This window comes from Psychroserpens jangbogonensis, assembly GCF_000797465.1.
Taxonomy (GTDB): domain Bacteria; phylum Bacteroidota; class Bacteroidia; order Flavobacteriales; family Flavobacteriaceae; genus Psychroserpens; species Psychroserpens jangbogonensis.
This window is the reverse complement of record NZ_JSWG01000006.1, coordinates 126,377-153,033: the sequence shown is the minus strand read 5'-3', so window position 1 is coordinate 153,033 and position 26,657 is coordinate 126,377. Positions and strand designations below refer to the sequence as shown.

Annotated in this window: 25 protein-coding genes; 8 read left to right on the top strand and 17 right to left on the bottom strand. The window is 32.7% G+C overall.

Annotated features, from left to right (window positions below; translation table 11 throughout):
- Nucleotides 1-59 precede the first annotated feature (59 nt).
- The gene (locus tag RH81_RS04115; protein ID WP_033958124.1) at nt 60-662 is read right to left on the bottom strand and encodes a YrbL family protein; all 603 of its coding nucleotides are present in this window, start codon (nt 660-662) and stop codon (nt 60-62) included.
- Nucleotides 663-828: 166 nt separating this feature from the next.
- Here RH81_RS04115 and fumC point away from each other — a divergent pair, with 166 nt between their 5' ends.
- The 3 genes from fumC (at nt 829) to hutI (ending at nt 5,007) form a co-directional block, all read left to right on the top strand.
- Entirely contained in the window at nt 829-2,226 is a 1,398-nt protein-coding gene (fumC, locus tag RH81_RS04110; protein WP_033958122.1) for a class II fumarate hydratase, read from the top strand.
- 35 nt (nt 2,227-2,261) lie between these two features.
- On the top strand, nt 2,262-3,689 hold the full coding sequence (locus tag RH81_RS04105; RefSeq protein WP_081988202.1) for an FG-GAP repeat domain-containing protein: 1,428 nt from the start codon (nt 2,262-2,264) through the stop codon (nt 3,687-3,689).
- A gap of 82 nt (nt 3,690-3,771) precedes the next feature.
- Entirely contained in the window at nt 3,772-5,007 is a 1,236-nt protein-coding gene (gene hutI, locus RH81_RS04100) for an imidazolonepropionase (RefSeq protein ID WP_033958117.1), read from the top strand.
- A gap of 74 nt (nt 5,008-5,081) precedes the next feature.
- On the opposite strand, the gene RH81_RS04095 is transcribed toward hutI, so the two are convergent.
- Nucleotides 5,082-5,963, bottom strand: coding sequence for a hypothetical protein (locus RH81_RS04095; RefSeq protein WP_033958115.1), 882 nt, complete (start codon nt 5,961-5,963; stop codon nt 5,082-5,084).
- Nucleotides 5,964-6,074: 111 nt separating this feature from the next.
- On the opposite strand from RH81_RS04095, the gene RH81_RS04090 reads away from it, so the two are divergent.
- Together RH81_RS04090 and RH81_RS04085 are read left to right on the top strand one after the other, a co-directional pair.
- Nucleotides 6,075-7,097: a formimidoylglutamase gene (locus tag RH81_RS04090; protein WP_033958113.1), complete on the top strand. Its 1,023-nt coding sequence runs from the start codon at nt 6,075-6,077 to the stop codon at nt 7,095-7,097.
- Entirely contained in the window at nt 7,084-7,554 is a 471-nt protein-coding gene (locus RH81_RS04085) for a GNAT family N-acetyltransferase (RefSeq protein ID WP_033958110.1), read from the top strand. Before RH81_RS04090 ends, RH81_RS04085 begins: the two co-directional genes overlap by 14 nt.
- A 137-nt stretch (nt 7,555-7,691) precedes the next feature.
- On the opposite strand, the gene RH81_RS04080 is transcribed toward RH81_RS04085, so the two are convergent.
- From RH81_RS04080 to RH81_RS04045, 8 genes are all read right to left on the bottom strand, one after another.
- Nucleotides 7,692-9,392 carry a hypothetical protein gene (locus RH81_RS04080; RefSeq protein ID WP_033958107.1) on the bottom strand — a complete coding sequence of 567 codons (1,701 nt, stop codon included), beginning with the start codon at nt 9,390-9,392 and terminating at the stop codon, nt 7,692-7,694.
- 59 nt (nt 9,393-9,451) lie between these two features.
- Nucleotides 9,452-9,988 carry a hypothetical protein gene (locus RH81_RS04075; RefSeq protein WP_033958104.1) on the bottom strand — a complete coding sequence of 179 codons (537 nt, stop codon included), beginning with the start codon at nt 9,986-9,988 and terminating at the stop codon, nt 9,452-9,454.
- 47 nt (nt 9,989-10,035) lie between these two features.
- Nucleotides 10,036-11,271 carry a DUF6638 family protein gene (locus tag RH81_RS04070; RefSeq protein ID WP_033958101.1) on the bottom strand — a complete coding sequence of 412 codons (1,236 nt, stop codon included), beginning with the start codon at nt 11,269-11,271 and terminating at the stop codon, nt 10,036-10,038.
- Complete coding sequence (locus RH81_RS04065) at nt 11,271-11,849, bottom strand: NUDIX domain-containing protein (protein WP_033958100.1); 579 nt, start codon at nt 11,847-11,849, stop codon at nt 11,271-11,273. The genes RH81_RS04070 and RH81_RS04065 overlap by 1 nt, the downstream gene beginning before the upstream one ends.
- A 22-nt stretch (nt 11,850-11,871) precedes the next feature.
- Nucleotides 11,872-13,833 carry an AAA family ATPase gene (locus tag RH81_RS04060; RefSeq protein WP_033958099.1) on the bottom strand — a complete coding sequence of 654 codons (1,962 nt, stop codon included), beginning with the start codon at nt 13,831-13,833 and terminating at the stop codon, nt 11,872-11,874.
- A 4-nt stretch (nt 13,834-13,837) separates the two neighbouring features.
- On the bottom strand, nt 13,838-14,284 hold the full coding sequence (locus tag RH81_RS04055; RefSeq protein ID WP_033958096.1) for a hypothetical protein: 447 nt from the start codon (nt 14,282-14,284) through the stop codon (nt 13,838-13,840).
- A gap of 1 nt (nt 14,285) precedes the next feature.
- Nucleotides 14,286-15,329: a hypothetical protein gene (locus RH81_RS04050; protein WP_033958093.1), complete on the bottom strand. Its 1,044-nt coding sequence runs from the start codon at nt 15,327-15,329 to the stop codon at nt 14,286-14,288.
- 131 nt (nt 15,330-15,460) lie between these two features.
- A complete protein-coding gene (locus RH81_RS04045) occupies nt 15,461-16,804 on the bottom strand; it encodes a coiled-coil domain-containing protein (protein WP_033958090.1) in 1,344 nt (447 codons plus the stop codon).
- Between the two features lie 174 nt (nt 16,805-16,978).
- Here RH81_RS04045 and RH81_RS04040 point away from each other — a divergent pair, with 174 nt between their 5' ends.
- Nucleotides 16,979-17,887, top strand: coding sequence for an MBL fold metallo-hydrolase (locus tag RH81_RS04040; RefSeq protein WP_033958086.1), 909 nt, complete (start codon nt 16,979-16,981; stop codon nt 17,885-17,887).
- A gap of 517 nt (nt 17,888-18,404) precedes the next feature.
- Here RH81_RS04040 and ettA read toward each other — a convergent pair.
- The 6 genes from ettA to RH81_RS04005 all read right to left on the bottom strand — a co-directional run bounded on the left by ettA (nt 18,405) and on the right by RH81_RS04005 (nt 23,017).
- On the bottom strand, nt 18,405-20,096 hold the full coding sequence (ettA, locus tag RH81_RS04030; RefSeq protein WP_033958084.1) for an energy-dependent translational throttle protein EttA: 1,692 nt from the start codon (nt 20,094-20,096) through the stop codon (nt 18,405-18,407).
- A complete protein-coding gene (locus RH81_RS04025; RefSeq protein WP_033958081.1) occupies nt 20,096-20,278 on the bottom strand; it encodes a CAL67264 family membrane protein in 183 nt (60 codons plus the stop codon). The genes ettA and RH81_RS04025 overlap by 1 nt, the downstream gene beginning before the upstream one ends.
- Nucleotides 20,279-20,374: 96 nt before the next feature.
- The gene (locus tag RH81_RS04020; RefSeq protein WP_033958078.1) at nt 20,375-21,091 is read right to left on the bottom strand and encodes a pirin family protein; all 717 of its coding nucleotides are present in this window, start codon (nt 21,089-21,091) and stop codon (nt 20,375-20,377) included.
- A gap of 26 nt (nt 21,092-21,117) precedes the next feature.
- Nucleotides 21,118-21,990 carry a pirin family protein gene (locus RH81_RS04015; protein WP_033958076.1) on the bottom strand — a complete coding sequence of 291 codons (873 nt, stop codon included), beginning with the start codon at nt 21,988-21,990 and terminating at the stop codon, nt 21,118-21,120.
- Between the two features lie 57 nt (nt 21,991-22,047).
- Complete coding sequence (locus tag RH81_RS04010) at nt 22,048-22,485, bottom strand: MarR family winged helix-turn-helix transcriptional regulator (RefSeq protein WP_033958073.1); 438 nt, start codon at nt 22,483-22,485, stop codon at nt 22,048-22,050.
- Nucleotide 22,486: 1 nt separating this feature from the next.
- Complete coding sequence (locus tag RH81_RS04005; protein WP_033958070.1) at nt 22,487-23,017, bottom strand: NADPH-dependent FMN reductase; 531 nt, start codon at nt 23,015-23,017, stop codon at nt 22,487-22,489.
- 141 nt (nt 23,018-23,158) lie between these two features.
- Between RH81_RS04005 and RH81_RS04000 the strand changes: the two genes are divergently transcribed.
- Both RH81_RS04000 and RH81_RS03995 read left to right on the top strand, forming a co-directional pair.
- On the top strand, nt 23,159-24,787 hold the full coding sequence (locus RH81_RS04000) for an acyl-CoA carboxylase subunit beta (protein ID WP_033958068.1): 1,629 nt from the start codon (nt 23,159-23,161) through the stop codon (nt 24,785-24,787).
- Complete coding sequence (locus RH81_RS03995; RefSeq protein ID WP_033958058.1) at nt 24,787-26,052, top strand: MFS transporter; 1,266 nt, start codon at nt 24,787-24,789, stop codon at nt 26,050-26,052. The genes RH81_RS04000 and RH81_RS03995 overlap by 1 nt, the downstream gene beginning before the upstream one ends.
- Here the strand turns inward: RH81_RS03995 and RH81_RS03990 are convergent.
- Nucleotides 26,049-26,648, bottom strand: a complete 600-nt coding sequence (locus RH81_RS03990) for a vWA domain-containing protein (RefSeq protein ID WP_152604780.1) — start codon at nt 26,646-26,648, stop codon at nt 26,049-26,051. The two genes, RH81_RS03995 and RH81_RS03990, sit on opposite strands and share 4 nt — an antisense overlap.
- Nucleotides 26,649-26,657: the final 9 nt, after the last annotated feature.

The window sequence follows — 26,657 nt, the reverse complement described above, 5'->3', positions numbered from 1 at the left end:
ATAATCCGATTTGTTTTACAATAGTTTATTTAGGTTTTATTAACAGGATATTAAAAGAATTACTTTTCCGATTTTTTTAAGAATTCTCTCTGCGCTTCAAGGTTGTGTAAATCATGTTTTATTAAACGTCTTTCTATTTTCTTTTTAGCGAAATAACTAGACCAATCTACAATAGGAATAAAATCCCTATGTCCTACTCCATCTACAATAATCATTTGTATACTCTGATCCTTTAATATTTTACAACAAATATTTTTAGACCTTATATCACTAGCTATGATTCTGTGTTTTATCATCAAACGCTTTAAATGTTCAAAAGCATTACGCAACATATCATTTGTGATTTTTGGATCAGGGTTCAATAGGTAATACTCCATAGTTTTTGAAATCTCTCCAGTAGTTTCATCAGTAATATAATCGTAAACAAATCCTGTTCCTAAATTTGTGTCTACTTGTCCATAATATTTAGTAAAAAACGGGTAATCAAATTTCTTCCAATTCTTCTTACTTATTTTTTTGAAATAATTGATTTCGTAAAGTAATCGGGAAGTACTTAATTCTTGTTTACTAACCTTTATGCATAAATTTTTATTTTCAGGATGGATGTAACACTTTTGGTATACGCCTTCTGCAATGAAATGGTTGTCTTTAATTTCAATCATTGAAATTCTAATTATTTACTGTTTAGTGCCCTTTTGTACAACTACATGATATATAGCAATAGCGAAGTTACTTTTTTAAATATAAATGAAAAATTAAAACTATAATTATTAAACAATTACTCTCCAAAATCCTAACTTTGTATCACTATAAATTACACAAGATATTATGGAATTCAGAATAGAAAAAGACACAATGGGTAACGTAAATGTGCCTGCTGATAAACTTTGGGGGGCACAAACTGAACGCTCTCGTAATAACTTTAAAATTGGTGCTACTGCATCTATGCCATTAGAAATTGTTTATGGTTTTGCTTATCTAAAAAAAGCTGCAGCATATACTAATGCCGAATTAGGTGTTTTAGATAATGAAAAGCGTGATTTGATAGAAAAAGTTTGTGATGAAATTTTACAAGGAATGCATGATGATCAGTTTCCTCTTGTTATTTGGCAAACAGGTTCTGGTACTCAGAGCAATATGAATGTAAATGAAGTTGTAGCGAATAGAGCTCACCAAATTGCCGGAAAAGTTATTGGTGAAGGTGATAAAACGATACAGCCTAATGATGATGTAAACAAATCACAATCATCAAACGATACCTTTCCAACAGGAATGCATATTGCTATTTATAAAAAAGTAGTAGAGACTACAATTTCTGGAGTTACTCAATTAAGAAATACATTGCATGAGAAATCTACAGCGTTTAAAGATGTTGTTAAAATTGGTCGTACACACTTAATGGACGCTACGCCTTTGACTCTCGGACAAGAATTTTCAGGTTATGTGTCTCAATTAGATCATGGATTGAAAGCTTTGGAGAATACACTTCCTCACCTATCAGAATTAGCGTTAGGTGGTACTGCAGTTGGTACAGGACTTAATACACCAAATGGTTATAGTGAACTTGTAGCTGCATATATAGCTAAGTTTACTGGATTGCCTTTTATTACTGCAGATAATAAATTTGAAGCTCTTGCTGCTCACGATGCTTTAGTTGAAACTCATGGTGCTTTAAAGCAACTGGCTGTTTCTTTAAATAAAATTGCTAATGATATTCGTATGATGGCTTCTGGACCTAGAAGTGGAATTGGCGAAATTATTATTCCTGCAAACGAACCTGGTAGTTCTATTATGCCTGGAAAGGTTAATCCAACACAATGTGAAGCTTTAACTATGGTGTGTGCTCAAGTAATGGGTAATGATGTTGCTGTTACAGTTGGAGGAACTCAAGGACATTATGAACTAAATGTGTTTAAACCAATGATGGCAGCTAACGTTTTGCAGTCTGCTCAATTAATTGGTGATGCTTGCGTGAGTTTTGAAGAACATTGTGCTTCTGGAATTGAGCCTAATCATGAAGTTATTAAACAACTTTTAAATAATTCATTAATGCTAGTAACCGCTTTAAATACTAAAATTGGTTATTATAAAGCAGCTGAAATTGCTAATACAGCACATAAAAATGGGACTACTTTAAAAGTAGAAGCCATTAATCTTGGTTATGTAACTGCTGAAGAATATGATGAATGGGTTAAGCCAGAAAATATGGTGGGTTCTCTAAAATAAAATCCATATCTTACAATAAATCAACAACTTAAATTATGAAAACAACTTTACTTAAATTATGCATTTGCATGGTATTTTGTACTACTACATTTGCACAAACTACTTTTGCTCCTCTTGAAAATATTGATCCGAATACTGGTGATGAACCTTATGAGATAGAATCAGGAGATTTTGATGGAGACGGTAATATTGATCTTGTTATGGCAACGTATGATGCAGCTGGATCAATCGATTTCATAAAATGGTATAAGAATGATGGTTTAGGAAATTTCACCATTCAACCAACCATATCCTCCACTGTCACCTTTATTGATGGTTTAGCGGTTGCAAATATTGATGGCCTTTTTGGTTATGATATCATAGTCTCATCAGTAAATCAAAATAAGGTAGTTTATTTTTTAAGTGATGGTACTGGAGGATTTGGCATGGAAACAGTAATTGATGATACGCTTTTAGCACCTGGTGAAGTAAAAGCAGGAGATATAAATATGGACGGTAATATTGATATCATTGTTCCTTACTTTAGTGAGAATAAAACAGTTTGGTATGCTGGAGATGGTGCTGGAAATTTTGGAACCGAACAAGTTGTTCAAGAAGACATTGCTAATATCGATACACCATACTTTGTGGATGTAGCCGATTATGATGGTGATACTGATTTGGATGTTGTAGTTGGTATTTATAATTTCCCAGGACCTCAAAGGGTAGAAATTTATTATAACCTATATATAGAAAGTGGATCTACGGCTGTAACTTGGGTTAAGGACACCCAATCTGTAGATGATGGAATGTCTCGAGTTATAAATATCGCATTTGGAGACGTCAATAACGACGGTCAGATGGATGTGGTGTCTACTGATATTACTTCTGGAGCTGTTATATGGTATGATAAAATCAAAAATGGTACTTCTACACCTAATATAATTTCTGATGCTTCTATTATTTCTAGCCCAGCTTTAGCGTTTGTATCTGACATTGATAATGACAATTTAAATGATGTCATTGTAACCGATTTCGGAACAAGTGGTGATGCTATTATTTGGTTTAAAGGTAATAGTAATGCCACTCCTGATCTAACTCCAACTACTATTGCCGATAATAATTTTCAAATGGTAGATATTACTGTGGGCGATTTTGACAACGATACTGATTTTGATATTGCCACAATCGGTAACTTTAGTGATACTGTCGATTGGTTCGAGAATACTTTATTTACTCTTGGAGTTGATGATATATCTATAGAAGGGTTAAAAATTTATCCAAATCCAACACAAAATATGTTACATATTAAAACAAACAGAAACGATATTTCAAATCTTTCTATTCTAGACACTGTTGGTAAAGAAATAATGCGTGTATCATTACAATCAACAACAAGTATTGATGTATCTCAACTTCAAACAGGAATATATTTAATTAAGTTTGAAGGGATTGACACCACTTATAAGTTTATAAAAAAATAAATAATTACTACGTATAATAGTATAGCGCTAGTAGATGGCTAGCGCTATACTATTTATTGCATTTAAGCTAAACAAAACTATAATGTCAATACTAATTATCAATATCAAAGAACTCGTTCAAGTAAGAGAATCCAATGTCACCATTGTAAAAGGTGAAGACATGAAACTTTTACCAACTATTAAAAATGCGTATTTATTTATAGATCATGATACTATAGTTGAATTTGGAAGCATGGAAGATTTGGCTGGCTTAGAAGCTGGCGAAATCATAGATGCAACTGGAAAAACGGTTTTGCCTACTTGGTGCGATTCTCATACTCATATTGTATATGCTGGAGATCGAACTCAAGAGTTTGTCGATAGAATTAATGGTTTGTCCTATGAAGATATTGCAAATCGTGGAGGTGGAATTTTAAATTCAGCTGAAAAACTACAAAACACTTCTGAAGATGAACTTTATAATCAAGCGGCAAATCGATTAACGGAAGTTATAAAGCTTGGTACTGGTGCTATTGAAATTAAATCAGGTTACGGTTTAACTATTGAAGCCGAACTAAAAATGCTGAGAGTCATTAAACGGTTAAAGAAAGACTTTCCAATTAAAGTAAAACCAACATTATTAGCGGCACATGCAATTCCTAAGGAATTTAAAAATAATAAAGAGGGGTTTATAGATTTAGTGGTAAATGAATTAATTCCAGCTGTAGCTAAAGAACATTTGGCCGAATACATCGATGTGTTTTGTGAAAAAGGGTACTTTGATTTAGAAGATACTCAGCGTGTTCTTGAAGCAGGAACTAAACATGGATTAACACCAAAAATTCATGTCAATCAATTTAATGCCTTTGGTGGTGTTGCTTTAGGAGTAAAATATAAGGCTTTATCTGTGGATCATCTTGAAGAATTGAATCCTGAAGATATTGATGCGTTAAAGCAATCTAACACTATGCCTGTTGCACTACCTGGATGCTCCTATTTTTTGAGTATACCTTATACTCCAGCAAGAGAACTGATGGATGCAGGTTTACCATTGGCTTTAGCAACCGATTATAATCCTGGTTCTACACCAAGTGGAAATATGAATTTTGTGGTATCAGCTGCTTGTATCAAAATGAAAATGACACCTGAAGAAGCCATAAATGCTGCGACAATTAATGGAGCTTATGCTATGGATATCTCTAATTTGTATGGAAGTATTTGTAGAGGAAAAAAAGCAAACATTATTATTACAAAAGAAATTCCAAGTTACCATTATTTACCATATGCTTTTGGAGATAATCATATAGATACTGTAATAATTAATGGTCAAATAGTCTAAGAATAATAACTCTTAAATAAAAAAATCCGAAAGCTCATTGAACTTTCGGATTTCACTTTTATAGTGTTTTGAATCTATTTCAGTGTAAACTCTGAAGCAGAAACTAATTCATTTTCATTGAAGACATTTACAACATAACGTCCAGCAGTAAAATCGTCATTTGGTGCAACAAACTCACAGATGTCTAAGTTTTTGTTTTCGTAATTAAACTTACTTATTAAACTGTAATTCAATACCGTTTCATCAAACTGAATTTGTTCATTCGCTCCTAAAACATTGTTTTTGGGATCTAAGATTTGAACATACAATTCTTTGTCTCCTGCTCCTACTAATGCATTCTTAGCAACTGTATAACATATTCTAATCTTGTCACTACGCTTTGCTCTTTCCGTAGGAATTAATTTCCCCGAACTTCTTTCGATAACTCCAAAACCTTTTAAACCTACAGTTTGTAAAACTGCGGCATTTTCTACTACTTCAGAAAGTTGTGTGTTTTGAACTAATAATGAATCGGTAAAAACTGCTCGTTCTTCCAACTGCATATTTGTGCTATCTAATGATGTCGCTAATAAGGCATTCTCCACTTTTAGTTCATCATTTTCAGTTAACAGCACATCCATCTCTTCCTGAAGTGCCATAAATTTCTTTTTATATCTCCATAAACTATTGACACTGTTTTGCGATATTTTAAGGGAATCCATTAAACCTTGAATTCGGTCTCTAGCTTCAACAAGGTTTTGATTTGCAACTTCATTTTCACCAATTGCAACATCGTATTGTTTAGCCATTGAGCTCAAATCTGCCATGACTTGATTCTTCTCCATGGTTAATGTAGCTTCGTTTTCTTTTTTCTCATTATACAATTTAGAAGTGTAAAATGCAGTCCCTAAAAATAGAGCCAATAATATACCCAAAGCAATTTTTAACCCAATACCCTTACTGTTTGAATTTTCCATAAGTTACTTTTGTTTTTTAGTTATTTTAAAACGTTAATTCTTTTAAATTTTATGCAAAGCTGAAAATAAAAAACTGTACTTTTAATACATCAAAATTAATAAATTTTGTTAATGGAACACTTAAAACCTTTTACAACTTCAGAATTAACTTCTATTCTGAAAAAACGTCCTAAAGAAACCAAATTTGGAGAACATATTATGTTACTTCCAGACCTTGACAATATATACGAGCAGTTATTAAAAATGGACGTCACCTATGTTATTTTTGGAATCCGAGAAGACGTTGGTGTATTTGCAAATTACGGAAGTACAGGTACTTCTAACGCTTGGGATAGTGTAATAAAAGTTTTGTTAAATACGCAAAGTAATGTGTTTACGCATGCAAATAGAGTTGCAATTTTGGGTTGTTTAGATTTTGAAAAGCAACAAAATAAATTGGATAAGCTTGATCAGAACAAAAGGAAGGATATCACCAAAGCTAGGAAATTAGTATCTAAAATTGATGCTAGTGTAACGTTTTTAGTGTCTCAAATTATTAGTGCTGGGAAAATACCTATTATTATTGGTGGTGGTCATAACAATGCGTATGGAAATATTAAGGGTTCTACTTTAGCTCTTAAAAAGCCTCTTAATGCTGTGAATTTTGACGCACATCACGACTTTAGATCTGAAGAAGGACGACATAGTGGAAATGGTTTTAGTTATGCTTTAGCTGAAGGTTTTCTTAAAAAATATTTCATTTTCGGATTACATGAAAACTATATTTCTGACCAAGTTTACAATACAATAAACAAACTTAAATCTGTACAATACAATACATTTGAAGCTATTTCTGTACGAAAAGAGTTAAAGTTTAAATCTGAAATGCAGCATGCTTTAAATCATGTCTCAAACTCTAATTTCGGATTAGAAATAGATTGTGATGCCATAGCAAATATTCCAAGTAGTGCTATGACTCCAAGTGGGTTTTCTGTAAATCAAGCAAGGCAATTTGTACACCTATTTGGTTCACATGAAAACGTGACTTATTTACATATTTGTGAAGCTGCACCAACTGCTGAAACAGAAACTCAGGTTGGTAAGTTAATAACTTACCTAATTACAGATTTTATTAGAGCACATGGAAGCCATTGAGATTATTCCTTTTGATAACCAATATGCTATTGATTTCTATAAACTAAATATAGAATGGCTAAAGACCTACTTTTATGTAGAACCTTTTGATGAAGAAGTTTTAAGCAAGCCAAAAACTTATATTATAGATAAGGGTGGTCATATCTTTTTTGTAAAACGAAATCAGTTGATTTTAGGAACAGTTGCTCTTATGCCAACCGACAATCCTTTGATATTTGAATTAACTAAAATGGCAGTATTGCCAAATTTACGAGGACAAAAAATAGGACAACATCTACTCCAACATTGTATCGATTTTGCTAAATCAATTCAGTTAGATTCACTGATGCTCTACTCTGCTACAAAGCTAGAAAATGCCATTTATATCTATAGAAAATATGGCTTTGTTGAATTAGAACTTGAAAAAGATAGTCCTTATGATCGTAGTGATATAAAAATGGAACTTAAGTTATTCTAGAGTGTTGTTTATTCACTTATTGAACAATTTAAAAATTATCATGACTTAAAAAACCAATAACATTAAAATGGCAATAATAATCTGAAATTTCATATATCTGGAAATAGTATACCAAAATGAATTTTTCTTCATAAATATTAATTGTCACCAGAAGCTTTCAATGAATCAATTTTACGTTGAAGTTCTTCAATCTCTTTAGATTTTTCATCTACTTTAGGCATAGCCATTATTGAGTCAACCGCTTGCTGAATCATAAGGTCCTCATCAACAAGTTCTTCTTGATAGAAATAACCAATGCCTTCACTTGATCTCCAGGCTTCTCCTAATTGATCATATACTTCTTTATCCCAAGTACTTGGATGTTTAACATCTATCCAGACAACATCACGATATTCACTATCTATTAACACCAAATCTGGTGTAGCCGAACCATCAAACTGCTTTGAATTTGTTTCACTTATGGCAGAAACAGTTCCCAAAAAGAATAATCTTTTGCGTCCTGCAATATCCTTAATGTAAGGTCTAAATTCTGTTGGTGTGTTAGCAGTCCAATCGTATTCTTTTTTAGATTCTTTTACTTTTTGTGGCATTGCAGATACACCTGCATAACCTTGTTTCTTTGCTGCATGATCATAATAGTACATTTTATCTGTTCCATCTGCTGGAATAAACACACTATAGCTCAAACTGGTTCGCTCAAGTCCTACTGGCTCTAATCCGAACCAATGAAACAATCCACTGTAAGCATCACTTTCTGAACCTGCAAAATCGAAATCAGTAACATAAGGCTGCTGATTCTGATCTTTTGGCATTTCTGGAATTTTAACTGCTGTAGACATATTCCATGGTAATGGATCACTAAAACCGCCAAGAAACTTTAAAGATTCTGCTTGAAGTCTAGAGACTTTTTCTGCCAATGTGTTTTGTTTATTGAGGTAAGGGTAATTCTTCATTTCATCCGGAGAAATAAAAGTTCCTTTACCAATAGTAATACGTTCCATATAGTCATTAAAATCGTGTTCACCATTTTCAACAACCATCACACCACCAAAACTAGGGTAAGGAAAGAAAAAGCCTTTCCATTTAATTAAACTTACCACCTGAACCCATTCGCCAGCATCATCTTTCATATAAAAGGTATCACTTGGCTCGTAATTAACCAACATCCACGGATTGAAACGTTGTACTACGGCATTGTAAGTGTTACGACTAAACTTTAATGATTCACCTATTGAAAAGGTAACTGGAATTCTATTCTCATTAGAAAAACGAGGAAAAGGCGTTGTGCTTGATACTGCAAATACTTCTTCAGTATTATCACTTATTTGTTGAAACGTATAATTTTCAGAAGGTTGAATGGCCATCGTCCATTTATTTTCATTATCAACTCGAACTAAATGAGGTAATGACACATCTTTAGTCTCTCCTACACTCTCATTTGCCATTGTGAAGATATTTCTCAATGGTTGAATACGTTCGTTTTGTGTTAATGGTAATTCATTTATTTCTACTTTATTAAGGTCATTGAAAACATTATAAGTCTTCATATACTCATATAATTTTAAATGCCATCCAGCGAGGTATAACAATCCGAAGAAGGCAATCAAGGCTACAAGGATACCTAAACGTTTCCCTGTACTTGCAGAACTTCTGAATTTTTTAAGTCCGAAAAGCAACACGATCAAACTCAAAATGATGATAAATATGTACTTTCTGAAAAATAACAATGCAGGCTGATAATCGTCACGAAGCACAAAAAGGGCAATTAGTAAGATGAGACTTACTAGAATAGTTATGACTTTTTGTTTTTTTCCTTTATTCCAATATGATTTGATCATTCTAATAGAGTTGTTAATCTGAATTTATTTGAGAAACGTTTGACATGTAAGAGCGAAGGTTACATTAAACCTTTGTCTTTAAGTCGTTCTCTTGCCGATTTAGTATTTGTATCTACTTCTTGTGAAATGTCTTCTTTAACGTCTTCAATTACTTCGTTGTCATTCTTTTTAAAGTCGTCAATAAAATCTTTACCTTTTTCAACCACACTATCAAATTTATCTTCTAAGGTCTCACTTTGTTTTTCAATGACTTTACTAGATTTCAATACAAAGTTAGCGACATAAGTACCAACTAAAGTGCCGACAATTACTGATGAAAATGCAGAAATACCATTATAGCTTCCAAATATTTGAAATGGTGTTAAAAACTGTACTGCTACTGCAATAATTAAAAATAAGGTTACTACAAAAATCAATCTTGGAATAAATGCACGTTTATAAATGAATCCTTTTTTACTATCTGGAGCCATTTGCAATTCTTTACTATTAACGATTTTATTTAAAAAACGATATGCACCATTACCATTAGATTCTCTCCAGTATAAGAAGATTCCAAATAGTATTGCAGCAATGAATATGACAAGTTCTAGTCCCATAGTTGTTGGTTTTAGTTAGAAGCCTTTATAAAGTTAGTCTAATTTTCTTAAATATTGTTACCAATTGTTTCAATTACCCAGTCTTGTAATGAGTCATCCCAAGATTCATAACGCTTGTAAAACTCCTGTTTATCATACCAATACAAAAACAGCACATCCTTAGGCGCAATATTAACTAGCAGTTTCCAAATTAAATCTTGATGCTTTGGATGTAAACTAGAATGTGGTTCATGCATAGCCTCAAACAAATCATCATCAACAATATCTGATATTTTATATTGATTACTAGTTTCTAATTTTTCAAGATAACGCTCTACGCTCATTACCTTTTTACGTGTATCAATATCCACTTTATTCAAATAACTTTTAAACAATAACGGATCATTCAATATGTTTTTAATAGGATGCTGAGTGTTTTTTAAATATTGAGCAAATTCAAATTTCTTTATGCGCTCATAGCGTTTCGTAGTCACAATTTCTTCAAGGTCAAAAGCAATTATAATATGATCACGAAGTTTCTCAAGAAGTTCTGATTGAGAAATATGAAAAATAATCACATCATGAATCGTGTCTTTTATGGCTTCTTTGTACCATTTTTTATCCTCGAATACGACTATTGGAGATATAAAATCTCTTAGAATATAAACTCCTCCAAACGATCTTGTATAGAAAGAATTTACTTTGAAATCAATAGCAGGTAATTCTAAATCCCTATTTCGTAAATCACCATATTTTTTAGCTGAATGCAATAATTCTTGATGAATGTCTTCATCAATAAAGTTATGGCCTTGCTTGAACTTTTCAATAAGTTGTAATTGCTCATTTTGCTGATGATACAAGTTATTCATGAGATGAAAATTAATATGAATGGTATCATATTTCAACACATCTAAAGGTTCGTAAAAGGCATCTATTCTTTGATCAAAATCGATACAAATTGCCGAATCTCTGGTAATATCATTTATTTTATTTCCGTAGGTTTTAAATATATATTGCATCATTTCCCTATCAAATGTATGATTGGGTAAATACACAGGTTTTTTGTTTTGCAAAGGCGAAATAATTATACCATGTGGATTGGATTCACCATTACTTAGGTAATACTGATCTCCTTTTTCTTCTGCAACTTCAGGACTCCATCCAATACCATCTATAGAAAATTTAGTCAGTTTGGTTTCGGTGAATCCCAATTTTTTTAAGCACTGATTATAACGCTCAACTAGTTTCCCTGAAATTGGAATAAGCTCACTTCTATATAGGTTTGCTGCTTTTAATTTTTGCATTATAATAATTTATTAATCTGTGCATATTGCAGTAGCATAATTGTTTTCGCATCAATTATGTCGTTCCTTTTTATCATGTCAACAGCCTCTTTAAATGGAATCTCCAATACATCAATTTCTTCATCTTCGGAATCTAATCCTCCTCCTTCACTAATTTTCATGTCAGCTTTATATTCAGCAATAAAAAGATATAATTTTTCGGTCATTGCTCCAGGTGACATATAAGCATCTAAAACGCATGTTGCATCATTAATTTTGTAACCGACTTCTTCTTCAATTTCTCTTAGAATTGTCGCTTCAGGAGATTCATTTTTATCGATTGCACCTGCACAAACTTCAATAGACAGACCTTCTTTTCTATCGTTTTCATAAATTGGCATTCTAAATTGTTTGGTTAAAATCACAGTTGACTTTTCAATATTATACAATAAAACTGCTGCTCCATTACCTCTATTGTAGCACTCACGTTTTAATTGTTTAATATCACCATTTTTAAACTGATAATCATAATCAATTCTATAGAGTGTGGCCCAAGCTTTTGAAAGAATATGATGCGATATGTTCTTGATTTTTTGCATAAGTAACTTGAAATTTCACGTCTTACTCTTTTCTTCCAAACTGGTCACGAGCTTCCATATCAATATTTAACTGGTTTACTCTCGCATCTACCTTACGTTTAAAGTCGGTATCTGCAATAGTTGCCACATTATCTAAATAACGAACCACTTCTTGACGACGGATTTCAGAAAAGTCTAAGCCTTTCATATTAGAACGCATCAGTTCTTGTAACATATTGAATTTTGTTTCGTATTCCTTTTTGAAATAGATGTCTGGATTTTCGAACCAATCCTCTTCCAAATCAAAATCGGTTAAACGCAAGGACACTGCACTCTGTATGTTTCTTACATCACGAGATGAAAAGAACGGAAATATCTTTTGGATCTCTTTATACAAGTTTGCATAAAACAAATGTTGATTGCTTTTAAAACTACCTTCAATTTTATCATAGGCTTCTAGAACTCTTTCTTCAGTTGGTTTATCTGATACATTAAAGATTTCACCCATATTTTTAGCCAATCCTTGATCTTGTAGGTAGCTATAATTTTCTGGGCCTTGCATGTTTACAAAATCTGGCATTGTATCATCAAGTTTTCTCCACCACAAATGATCTTGATCTAAGAAATCATGTTCTGTTCGTGCACCATCAATTTTGAATCGACCTTGTACACGAGAAATAACAGCTTTGTCTAACATCTCTGGAAGGTTCGTAAATAAACCAATAGAACTATTACCATAGTTCACGGCATAAGCACCTTCAGTATATCTTAAAAACACTCCTATCACTTCTTTGACACCTGCAGATACGCCTTGAGCTGTTCGCTCTTGTAAATTATTTTCGGCATCATCTATAGGTGCGAAAATCAATTTTGAAGGATCTTGCATAGGTTTCATCCATTCTACCATCTTTTCTGCTGAACCACCTTGAAAGGTAGAAATTAGTGTGTCAGGCATTGGGTGAAACAAAAATGGAATATCTAGATTGTCACAATGTTCTTTAAGTCGTGTTGCAATAGCAGCAATAAGCATACTTTTTCCTGTTCCAGGAATTCCGTAACCCATAAATACTGGCATAAAGCCTCCTAACTCTTGGAATGGGTTCTTCTTAGCTGTGAAATCGTAACTCAGCATACGTTCTGTTAAACGTCTTGCAAAGTGTTTTGCATCTCTGTTACCTACAATTTGTTCAAATTGAATTTTATTAAACTCAATACTTTTGGCTGTTCCTTGAAAAACATTATCCCAACCAGATACAGCAAATTCTGAATTTTCGAGTTTGTATGTTCTATCTACAATGGTTTCTGTGTATTCCAAACTACTTTTACGCATTTGGATTTCATCTATCAATGCTTCAAAATACACCACAGTAAAATCGATTACATCTTTATCGGTCTTTACAATCTCTGGATGACCTAAGTATTTATCATAATAAAATAAAGCACAAGAAATTCCTTTTAAAGGCGACATTAAGGACACTTCAGGAATACCAGCAAACTTATTCTTCATGACACTTAAATCATCTGAAGCGATCGTTTGCAAATCGTGTAAGATCTTATACGCAGTTGAAAACAACATAAAAGCAGTAGCGGTTTGCATTTTACTTTCATATTCACGTTTACCAGAATTATCTAAAGCCGATTTGTTTTCAGATAAACTAGATAAACCTGACGCGTCATAAAAACTATCCTTAATCCAAATACCTAAAGTAATCCCTTCTTGGACTGCAAAAAGTGTTTGATTTAGATGAATAGGAATGGCAATAGACTCTGGCAACAAACGCTTTTTAAGTTCTAAAATCGTTTTAGATACTGAAGTTACTGTTGCTCCACCATTTCCATTAGCACGTGATAAATACAAAAGTATAGACTCGTCTTTAGCATCTTTATCTTTGTTTTTCGCGCGCTGTCCTTGCTCCCATTGTATACTTTTTATGTAGGAAGTAGCTTCGTCACGAAGCATATCAAGTTCATTTTGTTTTATAGGAAATGTTGAGTTGTGTTCCATATTATTATTTAAATTTTAATTGTGTGTTGAATTTTAATAGTTTAAAAAGTGAATTAAAGTCCTCTTTTTTCATCCATTTCTCTTCTAATTCAAGAAAACCTTTGTTTGTTTCTGAATGAATGGCAATTGTTTCACCTTCAAAATTATCTAACTTCTCAACCTTTATTATATCTTCTAATTCTATTTGAACATTTTTTCTATTAATTATAAACGGAAGAATTATTACTTTTTTATCTATTATAATTTTAAATCCTCTCATGTTTCTAAATGATGCTGAATAAAAACCATAAGCATATCCATATAACATAATGGCGAAAATTGCTGTAAAAATCTTTACATACCATTCTGGCATAATAAAAGTTATCCATGTAAACATAATTCCACCAAATAATCCTACTGGAATACTAAGTATGTATTTTATTGGTGGAAAATATTTAAATGTCTTTAACAATTTATTTCATTTTTAAATTCGCAACTTCTATTGGTGGTTTTGCCAATAAATTAATAATCTCTGGTGTTTTATTATACAGTAATTGTATAATTCGATGTGGAGCAAATACATAATCTTGTTTGATAACGTCACTCCATTTTTGAAATACTTGTTTACTAAAATAACCACCTTCTTCGAATTCACTACCAGAAAACACTTCATGAATTTTAAATGATAATGCATACGATTCTAAAGGGATTTCTTTAGAAGCAATACTTTTTAAAATGGTATGTGTTATTTCGTTTTCATCTTTAGCAAACACATTGTGAAATGGTCCTAAATCGATACGTTTAATATGCTTTGGTCTTACATCAGGTAACTTTCTGTCAATTCCATAAGCCATTGTATCTAAATTCATCTCACGATCTGCAGTGCTTTTTAATACCTCGTAAATTTCATCTTTATAATTATCAATATTTTTACCATCATAATCAAAATACATATAACATATAAATGGTCTGTTATGTGATACATCATAAAAACTCCAACTCGTCATGTACTGTGCTGAAGCTGTTTCTGGAGCCTCAATAATTTTTCCTTGAACAAAGCGATTAAAAATAAATTTCTGCTCTACTGACGTATAATACACTATTGATGATGCTTGAAATAACTTGTCTTTTCTTAAAGGTTGTTTTTTTCGTAACAATTGATCTAGAAATTCTTCTTGCAGTTCACTTACATCTTTAAGTTTTGCAACATAATTATCTCTTAATGATAAATCGTTGAATAGGTATCTAAATTCTAAATAGTTAGGAAAACCTGAATCGGTTAAATCCACTTTCATATTATCCTCTTCGTCATACATGTATTTTACACGCATGGCTTCAATTGAATACATTAATAAGTCACAATACTGCTTAAAAAAAACAAGTTCTTTAGATGTACACAAATCTTCATTTTGGACACTAACTATAAGTTCTTTAAGTACAAAATCTACTTTTTTATGATAAAAGATGTATTGTTCTTTAGAATCTAATACTGCGGAATCTAATGGCGTTACAATCATAATCTATTTAGACATGAGTTTGTTTGATCGTTTGCGTTAAGGATTGAATGGCATGTTTGAGCTCCTTAAAGAGAGCGAGTAATGAAAGCCTGACCAAGGCTTAAAACGCCTTGGTAACGCCATCATTTATGTTAGCTCAATAAATCGTCATTTCCGCCTTCTGGTTCAGAAGATCCTTCTGGTTCTCCATCATCTCCTGAAGGTGCATTTGCGTCTGCTTTATAGTAATCTTCGAAAATCTCTTTCATATCGATACCATAACGTTCAGCAAAATTCTTTTGAATATCAATATCTTTAGCTCTAATCTCTTGTAAAGCCTCTGCATAACTGCTATAAACACCTTGCATAACTTTTTCGTGAACTGGAATATTGTCCATCATTTCCTGACGAGCTTTAGCACTTGCTGTATGCATAGACGCTAAAGTTTCACCAATATGCTCATCAGTTTTAACACCTAAATGTTCTAAAATAGCAGCAAATTCTTGATCTGTTCTAGCTTTTAAAGCAACTACATAACCATCATAATACTTTAAACGTTCTTCAGTATCACTCTTTAATTTAGCACGATGCGTTTGCAGGTTACTACGTAAAGAGGTCAATACTTTAATTGTTAAATTATGTTTATGAACGAAACTATCTTTAGAAGCTGCTAAAGTTGTGTAGGCATTTTTAAGTCCTTCTAATTCTTCAACGGCTTGTTCAAGAGTTGTTACATTACCAATAGACTCAGCATACTCAGCTGATTGTTTGTCTACTATTTCTTCTAAAGCTTGACGCGCTTGTTTTAAAGCGGCATACTTTTCTTCAAGCTTAGCTTCTACTTCTTTCTTCTTCTCTAAGGCCTTGACATGATTCCTAGTCGCTTCAACAATTGCAGTTTGTAGTTTGTCTTCAACTTCTTTGATTTCAACTTCACGGTTTTTTAACCGTGTTACTGCAGCTTGAGACTTATAACTTAATTCACTTAATAAGGTTTGTACATCTGCACTTTCAATACGAACTTGAAACATTGCTTTAGCTTTATTGTCGGCAGCATCTCTATCTTTTTGAGCTACATTTAGGTCATCTTGAGCACTTTTTATTTTACTTTTTCTTCCCCAAAGATTATTCCACCAGGTATCCGGTTTCGCCTCTGCGTCTTCTAATTCTATTTTTGCTCGTTCTAAACGTTTTATAGCGTCATCTATAATTTTTTGCTCATCTGGATTAAGAGAAGAGAATTTTTCAAAAATAATACCCACTTCATCCTGATAGTCAGTTAGATCTTTAATTGCATCTAAAAGGGTTGTTCTGTCTTGTTCTGCCATATGAACTACATCATCAAGTGTTGCATTCAATATCTTCTGACGGCTTTCTGGATCATCTTCTTGCGCAAGTTTAGATTTCATTGTGTCAATGGCTTTTCCCCAATTGACATCTACTTTTTCACTTTTCTCGTTAGTATTAGTTTCTAGTAAATCAAAATCGTCAGACATGGTTTGTGTAGTATTTTAAGTTGAACAAAGTTTCGGATAAGCAATTTCGTCAAAAAATATGATTTTAAAAACTTAATGTGCTTAAAATATCAGTAGTAGAATTGAATAAATTGTTACAAACTTTCTTCAGTTATCATTTGTGATTACCTTTAAAATCTAAAAAAAAATCATAGAATGAAATATTTTAAACTTTTAGCAGTACTGATTTGTGTAACTGCCTTTTCATGTAAAACTGATACCAAAGAAGCGAATACTGCCACTGAGCCAATTAAAGAAGAGATAAGTTCAGAAACCAAATCTGAAGCTACAAATAGTGAAACTTCTGAAGAAGAGGTGATTTCAGAAAAGAAAACGGAAATTATCAAAAAGGAAGTCACAACTACAGAAACTCCAAAAAGTGCTGTAACGATTCATCCAATTTCTCATGGAACTTTAGTTTTGGAATATGAAAATGTTGTTCTATATATTGATCCTGTTGGTGGTGCTGAAGCTTTTAAAGGACAAAAGCCACCTACGTTAATTCTCGTAACTGATATTCACGGTGATCATTTAGACGTAGAAACTTTAGAAGCAATTTCGACTGAAGGTTCTAAAATAATTGCACCAATTGCTGTTGCCGACAAATTACCACCAGGTTTACGAAGTAAAACATCTATTCTAGTTAATTTCCAAAGTAAGAACTACACTATTGGTGCTGCTAAGTTAACTATTGAAGCTATCGCAATGTATAATCTTAGAGAAGAAGCCTTGAAGTTTCATCCTAAAAATCGTGGAAATGGTTATGTACTGACTTTGGGTAACGAACGTGTTTATATTTCAGGTGATACAGAAGACATTCCAGAAATGCGAAAATTAAAAGATATTGATATTGCGTTTGTATGTATGAACTTGCCATATACGATGACTGTAGAAAGTGCAGCAGATGCCGTTTTGGAGTTTAAACCTAAAAAAGTGTATCCATATCACTATCGAGGAACAAATGGTTTAAGTGATGTAAAAAAGTTCAAATCTATCGTAAATGAGGCCAATAGTGCGATTAAAGTTATACAGGTTGATTGGTATGAAAAATCCGATGAAGTGTAAATGTTAAAATGTAACTTTTTTATTACTAATTAGTTGGCAATTGGAATAAAATTGTATATTTGATAACCAAATCTAATTAAACTTAAAAAAAATGTTAGCTAACTTCGTAAGGACTCATTCCCTCGTAAGCACTACTCAGCTCACTATTGTACTCATAATAACTGCGGCTATTTTTGCCATCTTTATTGGCATTGCTGTCATAAAAATGTATAAGCTTAAAGCTGAGAACAAACGTTTGATGGATAAGAGCAAATACAATACTAAAGTGGAAAAAGAATATACAGATTTTACAGATGGTCATCTGTATGATAACAAGTAATTAATTGTATGCAAGATGATTCTAAGGTAATTGCAATACTATCGATTGCTTTTGTAACTATACTAATCCTATTAATTCTAAATCTTTTTAAAATTTATCAATTAAGAAAGGAAAACAGCACTCTTAAGAAACAAATAGAAAATAAATAAGAAAGCCAGCATTTAGCTGGCTTCTTTGTTTCTATATAGTTTTGATAAATTATCTAACTAGTTTTTTATACTTAATACGTTTTGGTATTAAATCACCACCTAAACGTTTCTTTTTATTCTCTTCATAATCTGAGAAACTACCTTCAAAGAAATATACTTGACTATCACCTTCAAAAGCCAAAATGTGTGTACAGATACGATCTAAAAACCATCTGTCGTGACTAATAACTACTGCACATCCTGCAAAATTTTCAAGCCCTTCTTCTAAAGCTCTTAATGTATTGATATCAAGATCATTAGTTGGCTCATCTAAAAGTAATACATTACCTTCTTCTTTGAGTGTCATTGCTAAATGTAAACGGTTACGTTCACCTCCAGACAGCAGTTTTACTTTTTTATTTTGTTCTCCACCAGAAAAATTAAATCGGCTTAAATACGCTCTAGAATTTACTTCCTTTCCTCCCATCATAACCAACTCTTGCTCGTCGCTAAAGTTTTGCCAAATGGTTTTCTCTTGATCTATATTTGAATGTTTTTGATCTACATAAGCTAGTTTAGCAGTTTCACCTACCTTGAACTCCCCTTTATCTGGTGTTTCTTCTCCCATAATCATTCTGAAAATAGTCGTTTTACCAGCTCCATTCGGTCCTATAACACCAACAATACCTGCTTGAGGTAAGTTGAAATTAAGATCTTCATATAATAACTTATCTTCATAACCTTTGCTTACACCAATAGATTCAATAACGTTGGTACCCAAACGAGGTCCATTTGGAATATAGATTTCAAGTTTTTCATCCAATTGCTTTTGGTCTTGACTCATAAGTTTGTCATAATTCTTCAAACGAGCTTTTTGTTTCGTTTGACGACCTTTAGCGCCTTGACGAACCCAGTCTAACTCACGTTCTAAAGTTTTTTGACGTTTAGATGCTGTTTTACTTTCTTGAGCCATTCGCTTAGATTTTTGATCTAACCATGACGAGTAATTACCTTTCCAAGGGATTCCTTCTCCTCTATCGAGTTCTAAAATCCAACCAGCAACATTATCTAAAAAGTATCTATCGTGAGTTACTGCAATTACAGTTCCTTTGTATTGTGCTAAATGATGCTCTAGCCAATGTACAGATTCAGCATCTAAGTGATTGGTAGGTTCATCTAATAATAACACATCAGGCTCTTGTAATAATAATCGACATAAAGCAACTCGACGGCGTTCACCACCAGAGAGTACTCCGATTTTTTTATCACCATCAGGCGTGCGTAATGCATCCATGGCAATTTCCAATTTGGTGTCTAATTCCCAGGCATTAGAAGCATCTATTTGATCTTGAAGTTCTGCCTGACGATTCATTAATTTCTCCATTTTATCTGGATCGCTATAGACTTCTTCTAAACCAAATTGATCATTAATTTTATTGTATTCATCAAGAATAGCAACAGTTTCAGCTGCGCCTTCTCGAACGATTTCCATCACAGTTTTATCATCGTCTAGTTTAGGCTCTTGTTCTAAAAAACCTACAGAATAGTCTTGTAAAAATGTAACATCACCTTGATAATTCTTGTCCACTCCAGCAATAATCTTCAAGAGTGTAGATTTACCAGAACCGTTTAAACCAAGAATTCCAATTTTTGCTCCATAAAAGAAGCTTAGATATATATTTTTAAGAACTGGAGTATTTGCTCCAGGAAATGTCTTAGTTAAACCAGACATTGAAAAGATTACTTTTTTATCGTCACTCATTACACTCTACCTTTTAAAGCATTAAACACCCATGCAATAGCAAAAAAGCCAATACCAACTGATGCAAAACCCCAACCAGCAGTTTCATCATACCTAAATGCTCCAAGTGCTATTAAACCTAATCCAACTATTATCATAATTATGGTAGCCCAAGCTAACACGGTATTTTTATTCATTGCCATATTTCATATTTTTAAGGGAAACACAAATATCGCATTTTTAAACTAAAAAAGCATCCAAATCTGGATGCCTTTTCGCTATTAATTATATTATCAAATTTAGTTCATTGGAACTTCAATGATTATCAATTCTGAATTTTGATTTGCTTTAATTTCAATACTTTCAGTTTCAGATACTCCTAGTGCATCTCTCTTTTCAAGTGTATTGTTAGCTACTTCTATTTCACCATCTACTACAAAAATATAGAACCCGTTTTGCTTTGATTTCAGTTGTAAATCTATAGCATTATCTGAATCTAAACTTGTTCTATAGATGTAAGCCTGCTGACTTATTGGCAATGCATCTCCTTCCAACTTGTCTTTGGGAGCAACGACTGTTTGAAGTTGATTCTTTTTACCTTCTACAGGAAAAAGACGTTGCTCATAATTTGGTTCAACGCTTAATTCTTCAGGAATAATCCATAATTGAAGAAAATTAACTTCATCAGTCTTACTATCATTAAATTCAGAATGTGTTAATCCAGTACCTGCACTCATAACTTGTACTTCTCCGATTTCAATAGCACGTTTATTTCCCATATTATCTTTATGAGTTAATGCACCTTTTAAGGGAATTGAAATGATTTCCATATTTTGATGAGGATGTGTTCCGAAACCCATTTTAGGCTGAACAACGTCGTCATTTAAGACTCGGAGTGTTCCAAAATTCATCCGGTTTTCGTTTTGATAACTCGCAAAACTAAAGGTATGATGTGATTTTAACCAACCATGGTTTGCGAATCCTCTTGTATCTGATTTGTGAATTATTGTTTTCATAATTGTGTTTTTTAGTTTTTAATATTCTAACTAGTTGGAAGAAATCCCATTTTACCCATTTGATAATCTCTCATCGCTTCCAACAGTTCTGTTTGTGAATTCATCACATAAGGTCCATAAGTTGCTACAGGCTCATCAATAGGCTCACCTGATAAGAATAATAATGTAGCATCTGATCCAGCTTTTATTGAAAAGCCTTCACCATCTTGTTGAAACTCCATCAGTTGGTTTTTATCCAGTTCTAAGCCTTCTACACCGTTTACAATTACTTTTCCTTTTAATAGATATAATAATCCATGATGCAAATTAGAATACGATATAAACTGTTCTCCTCCTGTCTTTGCTTCAATCATGAATGCATTAACAGCTGTTTGTGTTCCAATCTTTCCAAACATACTCTCTAATTCTCCAGCAATAATTCTGGTTTCTATTTTTTTATCTTCGGAAGTGATGACATTAAACTCTTCATGTTTTGCATGTTGATAGTTAGCTTCCATCAATTTCTTTTCAGAAGGTAGATTTAGCCATAATTGGATACCTTCAATTGTTCCTCCTTTTTTTACTAACTCTTTAGTAGGACCTTCAGCATGTATGATACCTCGTCCAGCTGTAGTCCATTGAACATCTCCTGCTTTTACAACACTTTCATTTCCTAATGAATCACGATGCAATTGTTCACCTTGTACTAAAAATGTAATGGGTTCAAATCCTCTATGTGGATGTGGTCCTAAATCAAAAGGATTGTTTGTTTCTGAAATTTCATATGGTCCATAATGATGTAATAACACGAATGGATCAATCATTTTAATATGCTGTGTTGGAAATGGTTGTCGTAATCGAATAGGTCCCATGTCAACGAAATGGCTTCGACCTGCTCTTTTTATTGTATTTAGTTTCATAAGTATAATCTTTCTTTACAATAGTTCCCATGGAAACTATTTAATTAAAAAAACACGCTAACGTATTTTATCAAGCAAATCACTTAACTCGTTAGCTTCTTTTTCTGATAAATTTTCTAATATATCTTCTTTAAATTCTTTTGATATTTCAGATAATAAATCAAGTCCTTTACTGGTTATTTGAATATGAACAACTCTTCTATCATCTGGACAAGGTAGACGTTCTATCAATTGTTTATTGCATAGTTTATCCATTAACCGAGTTGCATTTGGAGCACGTTCTAGCATACGTTCTTTTATGGTTTGTACTTTTATAGCTTCACCTGCTCCACGTAGAATTCTCAAAATATTAAACTGCTGTGGCGAGATACCAAAAGGTTTAAAAAAAGCATTCTGATGGCTACTTATCCAATTTGCTGTATAAATAATATTGAGTAATGCTTTAATCTTACTATTTGGAAACGTAGAGTTTATATCTTTAGAAATATCTCCCATATTACAAACTGTTTTGAAATGATTTAACTACTTCTAGTAATTGCGTCTTTAATTCTTGATTCACCATAGTTCCGTCAGAAAAGTTATCATGAAATGAAGGTAATGAAAAATCTGCTACAATATTTCCACCCATATAAGGGAAACGACTTTTAGCTATATCTAATGCTGTTGTTCCACCTCTTGCTCCTGGAGATGTAGCCATTAATAACATTGGCTTATCACTCCATAACTTGCCATCAATACGAGACATCCAATCAAAAATATTTTTAAAGACAGTAGAATAGGTTCCATTATGTTCAGCTAATGACAGTACAATTCCATCTGAAGACCTAATATGCTCTATAAATTTTTGCGCATTATCCGGAATTCCATGATCTGTTTCGTAATCGATACCGTAGATAGGTAACTCAAAATCATTCAAATCTAAAACAGTTACTTCTGCATTTTCAACTAAACCTGAAGTGTAAACTGCTAGTTGTTTGTTAATTGAATTCTTGCTATTAGTTCCTGCGAATGTTATAATATGTTTCATGTGTTATGTTTTTGTTGGTACAAATATACAACAAAATTTTAATATATTCCTAGGAAACTATTTCCATGTTAATGATTTTAACAAATTATTCACTTTTTAATCCGTTAAGGGTTTCGTAAATTCGTAGGAAATTAACAACACATGGATATCAACTTCAATAAAAACGAAGATCATAATAAATTACTCCTTTCAGATTTAAAAAAGCGTCTTGCCAAAGTAAAACTTGGTGGTGGTGTAAAGCGAATAGAAAAGCACCATTCTAAAGGAAAAATGACAGCGAGAGAACGCGTAGATTATCTATTAGACAGTAAAAAATCATCAATAGAAATAGGTGCTTTTGCTGGAGATGGTATGTATGAAGAACATGGTGGTTGCCCATCTGGAGGCGTTGTCGTAAAAATGGGATATGTAAAAGGTAAACAATGTATCGTTGTTGCCAATGATGCCACAGTTAAAGCTGGAGCTTGGTTTCCTATTACAGGCAAAAAGAATTTGCGTGCTCAGGAAATTGCTATTGAAAACAGATTGCCTATAATCTATTTAGTAGATTCCGCTGGAGTATACCTGCCAATGCAAGATGAAATTTTTCCAGATAAAGAACATTTCGGCCGCATATTTAGAAACAATGCAGTGATGAGTAGTATGGGAATTACCCAGATTGCTGCTGTTATGGGAAGTTGTGTTGCTGGTGGTGCCTACTTACCTATTATGAGTGATGAAGCCTTAATTGTAGATAAAACAGGAAGTATTTTTCTTGCTGGAAGTTATTTAGTTAAAGCTGCTATTGGAGAAAGTATTGACAATGAAACTTTAGGTGGAGCAACAACACATTGTGAAATTTCTGGAGTTACGGATTATAAAGCTAAAGATGATAAAGATGCGCTTGAAACTATTCAACGTTTAATTGATAAGATTGGCGACTATGATAAAGCCGGATTTAATAAGGTTACTGCTAAGAAGCCCAAGGAAAACCCAGATGACATCTTTGGTATTCTTCCAAAGTCGAGAGCTGATCAATATGATATGAAAGAGATTATCAAACGATTGGTTGATAATTCTGAATTTGACGAATATAAAGAAGGTTATGGCAAAACCATAATTACAGCTTATGCAAGAATAGATGGTTGGGCAGTTGGTATAGTTGCCAATCAACGAAAATTAGTCAAAACTAAAAGTGGCGAAATGCAATTTGGAGGTGTTATTTATAATGATAGTGCCGACAAAGCAACTCGTTTTATAGCCAATTGTAATCAGAAGAAAATTCCCTTAGTGTTTATACAAGATGTGACAGGTTTTATGGTTGGTAGTAAATCTGAACATGGAGGAATTATTAAAGATGGTGCAAAAATGGTAAATGCTGTTAGTAATTCTGTTGTACCAAAATTCACTATTATAATTGGTAATAGTTATGGTGCAGGAAACTACGCTATGTGTGGAAAAGCATATGATCCTAGATTAATTGCAGCGTGGCCAAGTGCAGAACTTGCTGTAATGAGTGGAAATAGTGCTGCCAAAGTTTTACTTCAAATAGAGAAAGCATCTCTACTTAAAAAAGGAGAGAAAATCACTGAAGAAAAAGAAAAAGAGTTATTTGATAAAATTAAAAATAGATACGACAATCAAGTGTCTCCATATTATGCAGCTTCACGTATTTGGACAGATGCAGTAATTAATCCTTTAGATACTAGAACTTGGATCAGTATGGGAATTGAAGCAGCTAACCACGCTCCTATTGAAAAGCCATTTAATATGGGAGTTTTACAAGTGTAATGCTAAACAATAAAAATAAATCGCCAGCTTATATTATCATCCTTCTTATTTTAGCTGGTGAAGCTGTTTTTATATTACCATTTGTTTTACAACGAATTTTTAGATCAACATTTTTAGAAACCTTAGCTATTAACAACACCCAACTCGGAAGTTGCTTTTCGATATATGGCTTAGTCGCTTTATTCTCTTACTTATTTGGCGGACCATTAGCTGATAAATTTAAACCTCATATCTTAATGTCTGTCGCCTTAATGCTAACCGCATTTGGCGGATTTTATTTAGCGACTTATCCAACACTAGCCAATCTTCATATTCTTTATGGCTTTTGGGGATTTACAACTATTTTCTTGTTTTGGGCTGCAATGATAAAAGCGACCAGGATTTGGGGAGGAAGTGATAAACAAGGCATTGCTTTTGGGTTTTTAGATGGAGGACGCGGACTAACAGCTGCTCTTTTTGGATCTGTAGGTGTACTAATATTTTCATTATTCATTACAAAAGATATTGAGTTAACCTCACTTGATGAACGTCGTGAGGCATTCAAACAAGTTATTATCTTTACTTCAATTGCCATTTGCTTTATTGCTGTGTTGGTCTTTTTCTTTTTGAAGAATTTAAATGTTTCGGAAGAAAACATTGTAGAAAACAGAAATTCACTATCATTATCATCCTTTAAAGAAGTTATGAAATTTAGAGCTGTTTGGCTTTTAATGATTATAATTTTGTGTGCTTATTTTGGTTATAAAATGACTGATGTTTTTAGTCTTTATGCTGAAACCGTTATGAATTACAATAAGATTGAATCTGCAAAAATAGGAACTTACCTTCTTTATATGCGACCAGTTATTGGTGTTGTGATTGGTTTACTTGCTGATCGTACCAGAGCTTCTTTATGGATTGTTATTGGCTTTTTATTGATGTTGATTACCAGTCTTATTTTTGCATCTGGAATTATTAACGACAGTTCTATACTACTCTTTGTATTATCTATTGGTACAATGGCTTTAGGTGTTTATTCGGCTAGAGTACTTTATTTTGCGACTTTAGAAGAAGCAAAAATACCATTGGCAATAACAGGAACAGCTGTTGGTTTTATTTCTATTGTTGGTTATACTCCAGATATCTTTGCAGGTCTTTTATATGGCTATTTTTTAGATGCTTATCAGGGAGAAACTGGACATCAAATCGCGTTTGCTATCATGGCGGGCTTTTCTTTTGTTGGATTTTTAGCCGCTTACTTTTTATATAAAAGACCAAAACCTTAATCTTTAATCACTGAAATAATCTCAGGTAATAAAGCCATTGCAGTAATTAAAACTACATTGTTTTTCTTAGCCGCTTTAGCATTTTGAACCGTTACATGCTCTCCCTGAATTGCTTTTGGATTTCTAATCATGATCACAGTATTTATAGAATCTTCCATAAAGTTCTCATTGGTATATTCGTAAGCTAATTCAATTCCATCCTTATAAAACTCTTTAACACTTAGCTTCAAATTTTCTATAGTGTATAAAATTAATTTTAAATCCTTTGGAGATGTTTGATTTAAAGCGATACCATTAAATCCAGTATATGTTATAATTGAAATATAGTCTTCTTCAGTTAAACGCTTTGAAACTAATTTGAAGGCTTGATTTAAAATCACTTTATGTTCAATTAGTAAATCATTTGCTGGAGTTTGTAATAGAAATGTAATGTTTTCTGTAGGCAATTCTGAATCTTCAGTTTTACTTTCAATATGATCAACAATAAAGCTGATTAAGTTTTCTATTGAAACCGATTTTGTTTCTATATTCTTCTCTTGGCTTATAGCCATACTAGTAATTAATAGTAGTGCGAATGTGATTGTTAGATGTTTCATTTGTTTGAT

What these genes read in the sequence shown, in the direction of transcription:
- RH81_RS04115 (WP_033958124.1), bottom strand. Translation starts at nt 662, where the DNA reads ATGATTGAAATTAAAGACAACCATTTCATTGCAGAAGGCGTATACCAA.
- RH81_RS04065 (WP_033958100.1), bottom strand. Translation starts at nt 11,849, where the DNA reads ATGCAAAAAATCAAGAACATATCGCATCATATTCTTTCAAAAGCTTGG.
- fumC (WP_033958122.1), top strand. Translation starts at nt 829, where the DNA reads ATGGAATTCAGAATAGAAAAAGACACAATGGGTAACGTAAATGTGCCT.
- hutI (WP_033958117.1), top strand. Translation starts at nt 3,772, where the DNA reads ATGTCAATACTAATTATCAATATCAAAGAACTCGTTCAAGTAAGAGAA.
- RH81_RS03990 (WP_152604780.1), bottom strand. Translation starts at nt 26,648, where the DNA reads ATGAAACATCTAACAATCACATTCGCACTACTATTAATTACTAGTATG.
- RH81_RS04040 (WP_033958086.1), top strand. Translation starts at nt 16,979, where the DNA reads ATGAAATATTTTAAACTTTTAGCAGTACTGATTTGTGTAACTGCCTTT.
- RH81_RS04090 (WP_033958113.1), top strand. Translation starts at nt 6,075, where the DNA reads ATGGAACACTTAAAACCTTTTACAACTTCAGAATTAACTTCTATTCTG.
- RH81_RS04095 (WP_033958115.1), bottom strand. Translation starts at nt 5,963, where the DNA reads ATGGAAAATTCAAACAGTAAGGGTATTGGGTTAAAAATTGCTTTGGGT.
- RH81_RS04080 (WP_033958107.1), bottom strand. Translation starts at nt 9,392, where the DNA reads ATGATCAAATCATATTGGAATAAAGGAAAAAAACAAAAAGTCATAACT.
- RH81_RS04045 (WP_033958090.1), bottom strand. Translation starts at nt 16,804, where the DNA reads ATGTCTGACGATTTTGATTTACTAGAAACTAATACTAACGAGAAAAGT.
- RH81_RS04050 (WP_033958093.1), bottom strand. Translation starts at nt 15,329, where the DNA reads ATGATTGTAACGCCATTAGATTCCGCAGTATTAGATTCTAAAGAACAA.
- RH81_RS04085 (WP_033958110.1), top strand. Translation starts at nt 7,084, where the DNA reads ATGGAAGCCATTGAGATTATTCCTTTTGATAACCAATATGCTATTGAT.
- RH81_RS04000 (WP_033958068.1), top strand. Translation starts at nt 23,159, where the DNA reads ATGGATATCAACTTCAATAAAAACGAAGATCATAATAAATTACTCCTT.
- RH81_RS04005 (WP_033958070.1), bottom strand. Translation starts at nt 23,017, where the DNA reads ATGAAACATATTATAACATTCGCAGGAACTAATAGCAAGAATTCAATT.
- RH81_RS04020 (WP_033958078.1), bottom strand. Translation starts at nt 21,091, where the DNA reads ATGAAAACAATAATTCACAAATCAGATACAAGAGGATTCGCAAACCAT.
- RH81_RS04070 (WP_033958101.1), bottom strand. Translation starts at nt 11,271, where the DNA reads ATGCAAAAATTAAAAGCAGCAAACCTATATAGAAGTGAGCTTATTCCA.
- RH81_RS04015 (WP_033958076.1), bottom strand. Translation starts at nt 21,990, where the DNA reads ATGAAACTAAATACAATAAAAAGAGCAGGTCGAAGCCATTTCGTTGAC.
- ettA (WP_033958084.1), bottom strand. Translation starts at nt 20,096, where the DNA reads ATGAGTGACGATAAAAAAGTAATCTTTTCAATGTCTGGTTTAACTAAG.
- RH81_RS04105 (WP_081988202.1), top strand. Translation starts at nt 2,262, where the DNA reads ATGAAAACAACTTTACTTAAATTATGCATTTGCATGGTATTTTGTACT.
- RH81_RS04025 (WP_033958081.1), bottom strand. Translation starts at nt 20,278, where the DNA reads ATGGCAATGAATAAAAATACCGTGTTAGCTTGGGCTACCATAATTATG.
- RH81_RS03995 (WP_033958058.1), top strand. Translation starts at nt 24,787, where the DNA reads ATGCTAAACAATAAAAATAAATCGCCAGCTTATATTATCATCCTTCTT.
- RH81_RS04075 (WP_033958104.1), bottom strand. Translation starts at nt 9,988, where the DNA reads ATGGGACTAGAACTTGTCATATTCATTGCTGCAATACTATTTGGAATC.
- RH81_RS04010 (WP_033958073.1), bottom strand. Translation starts at nt 22,485, where the DNA reads ATGGGAGATATTTCTAAAGATATAAACTCTACGTTTCCAAATAGTAAG.
- RH81_RS04060 (WP_033958099.1), bottom strand. Translation starts at nt 13,833, where the DNA reads ATGGAACACAACTCAACATTTCCTATAAAACAAAATGAACTTGATATG.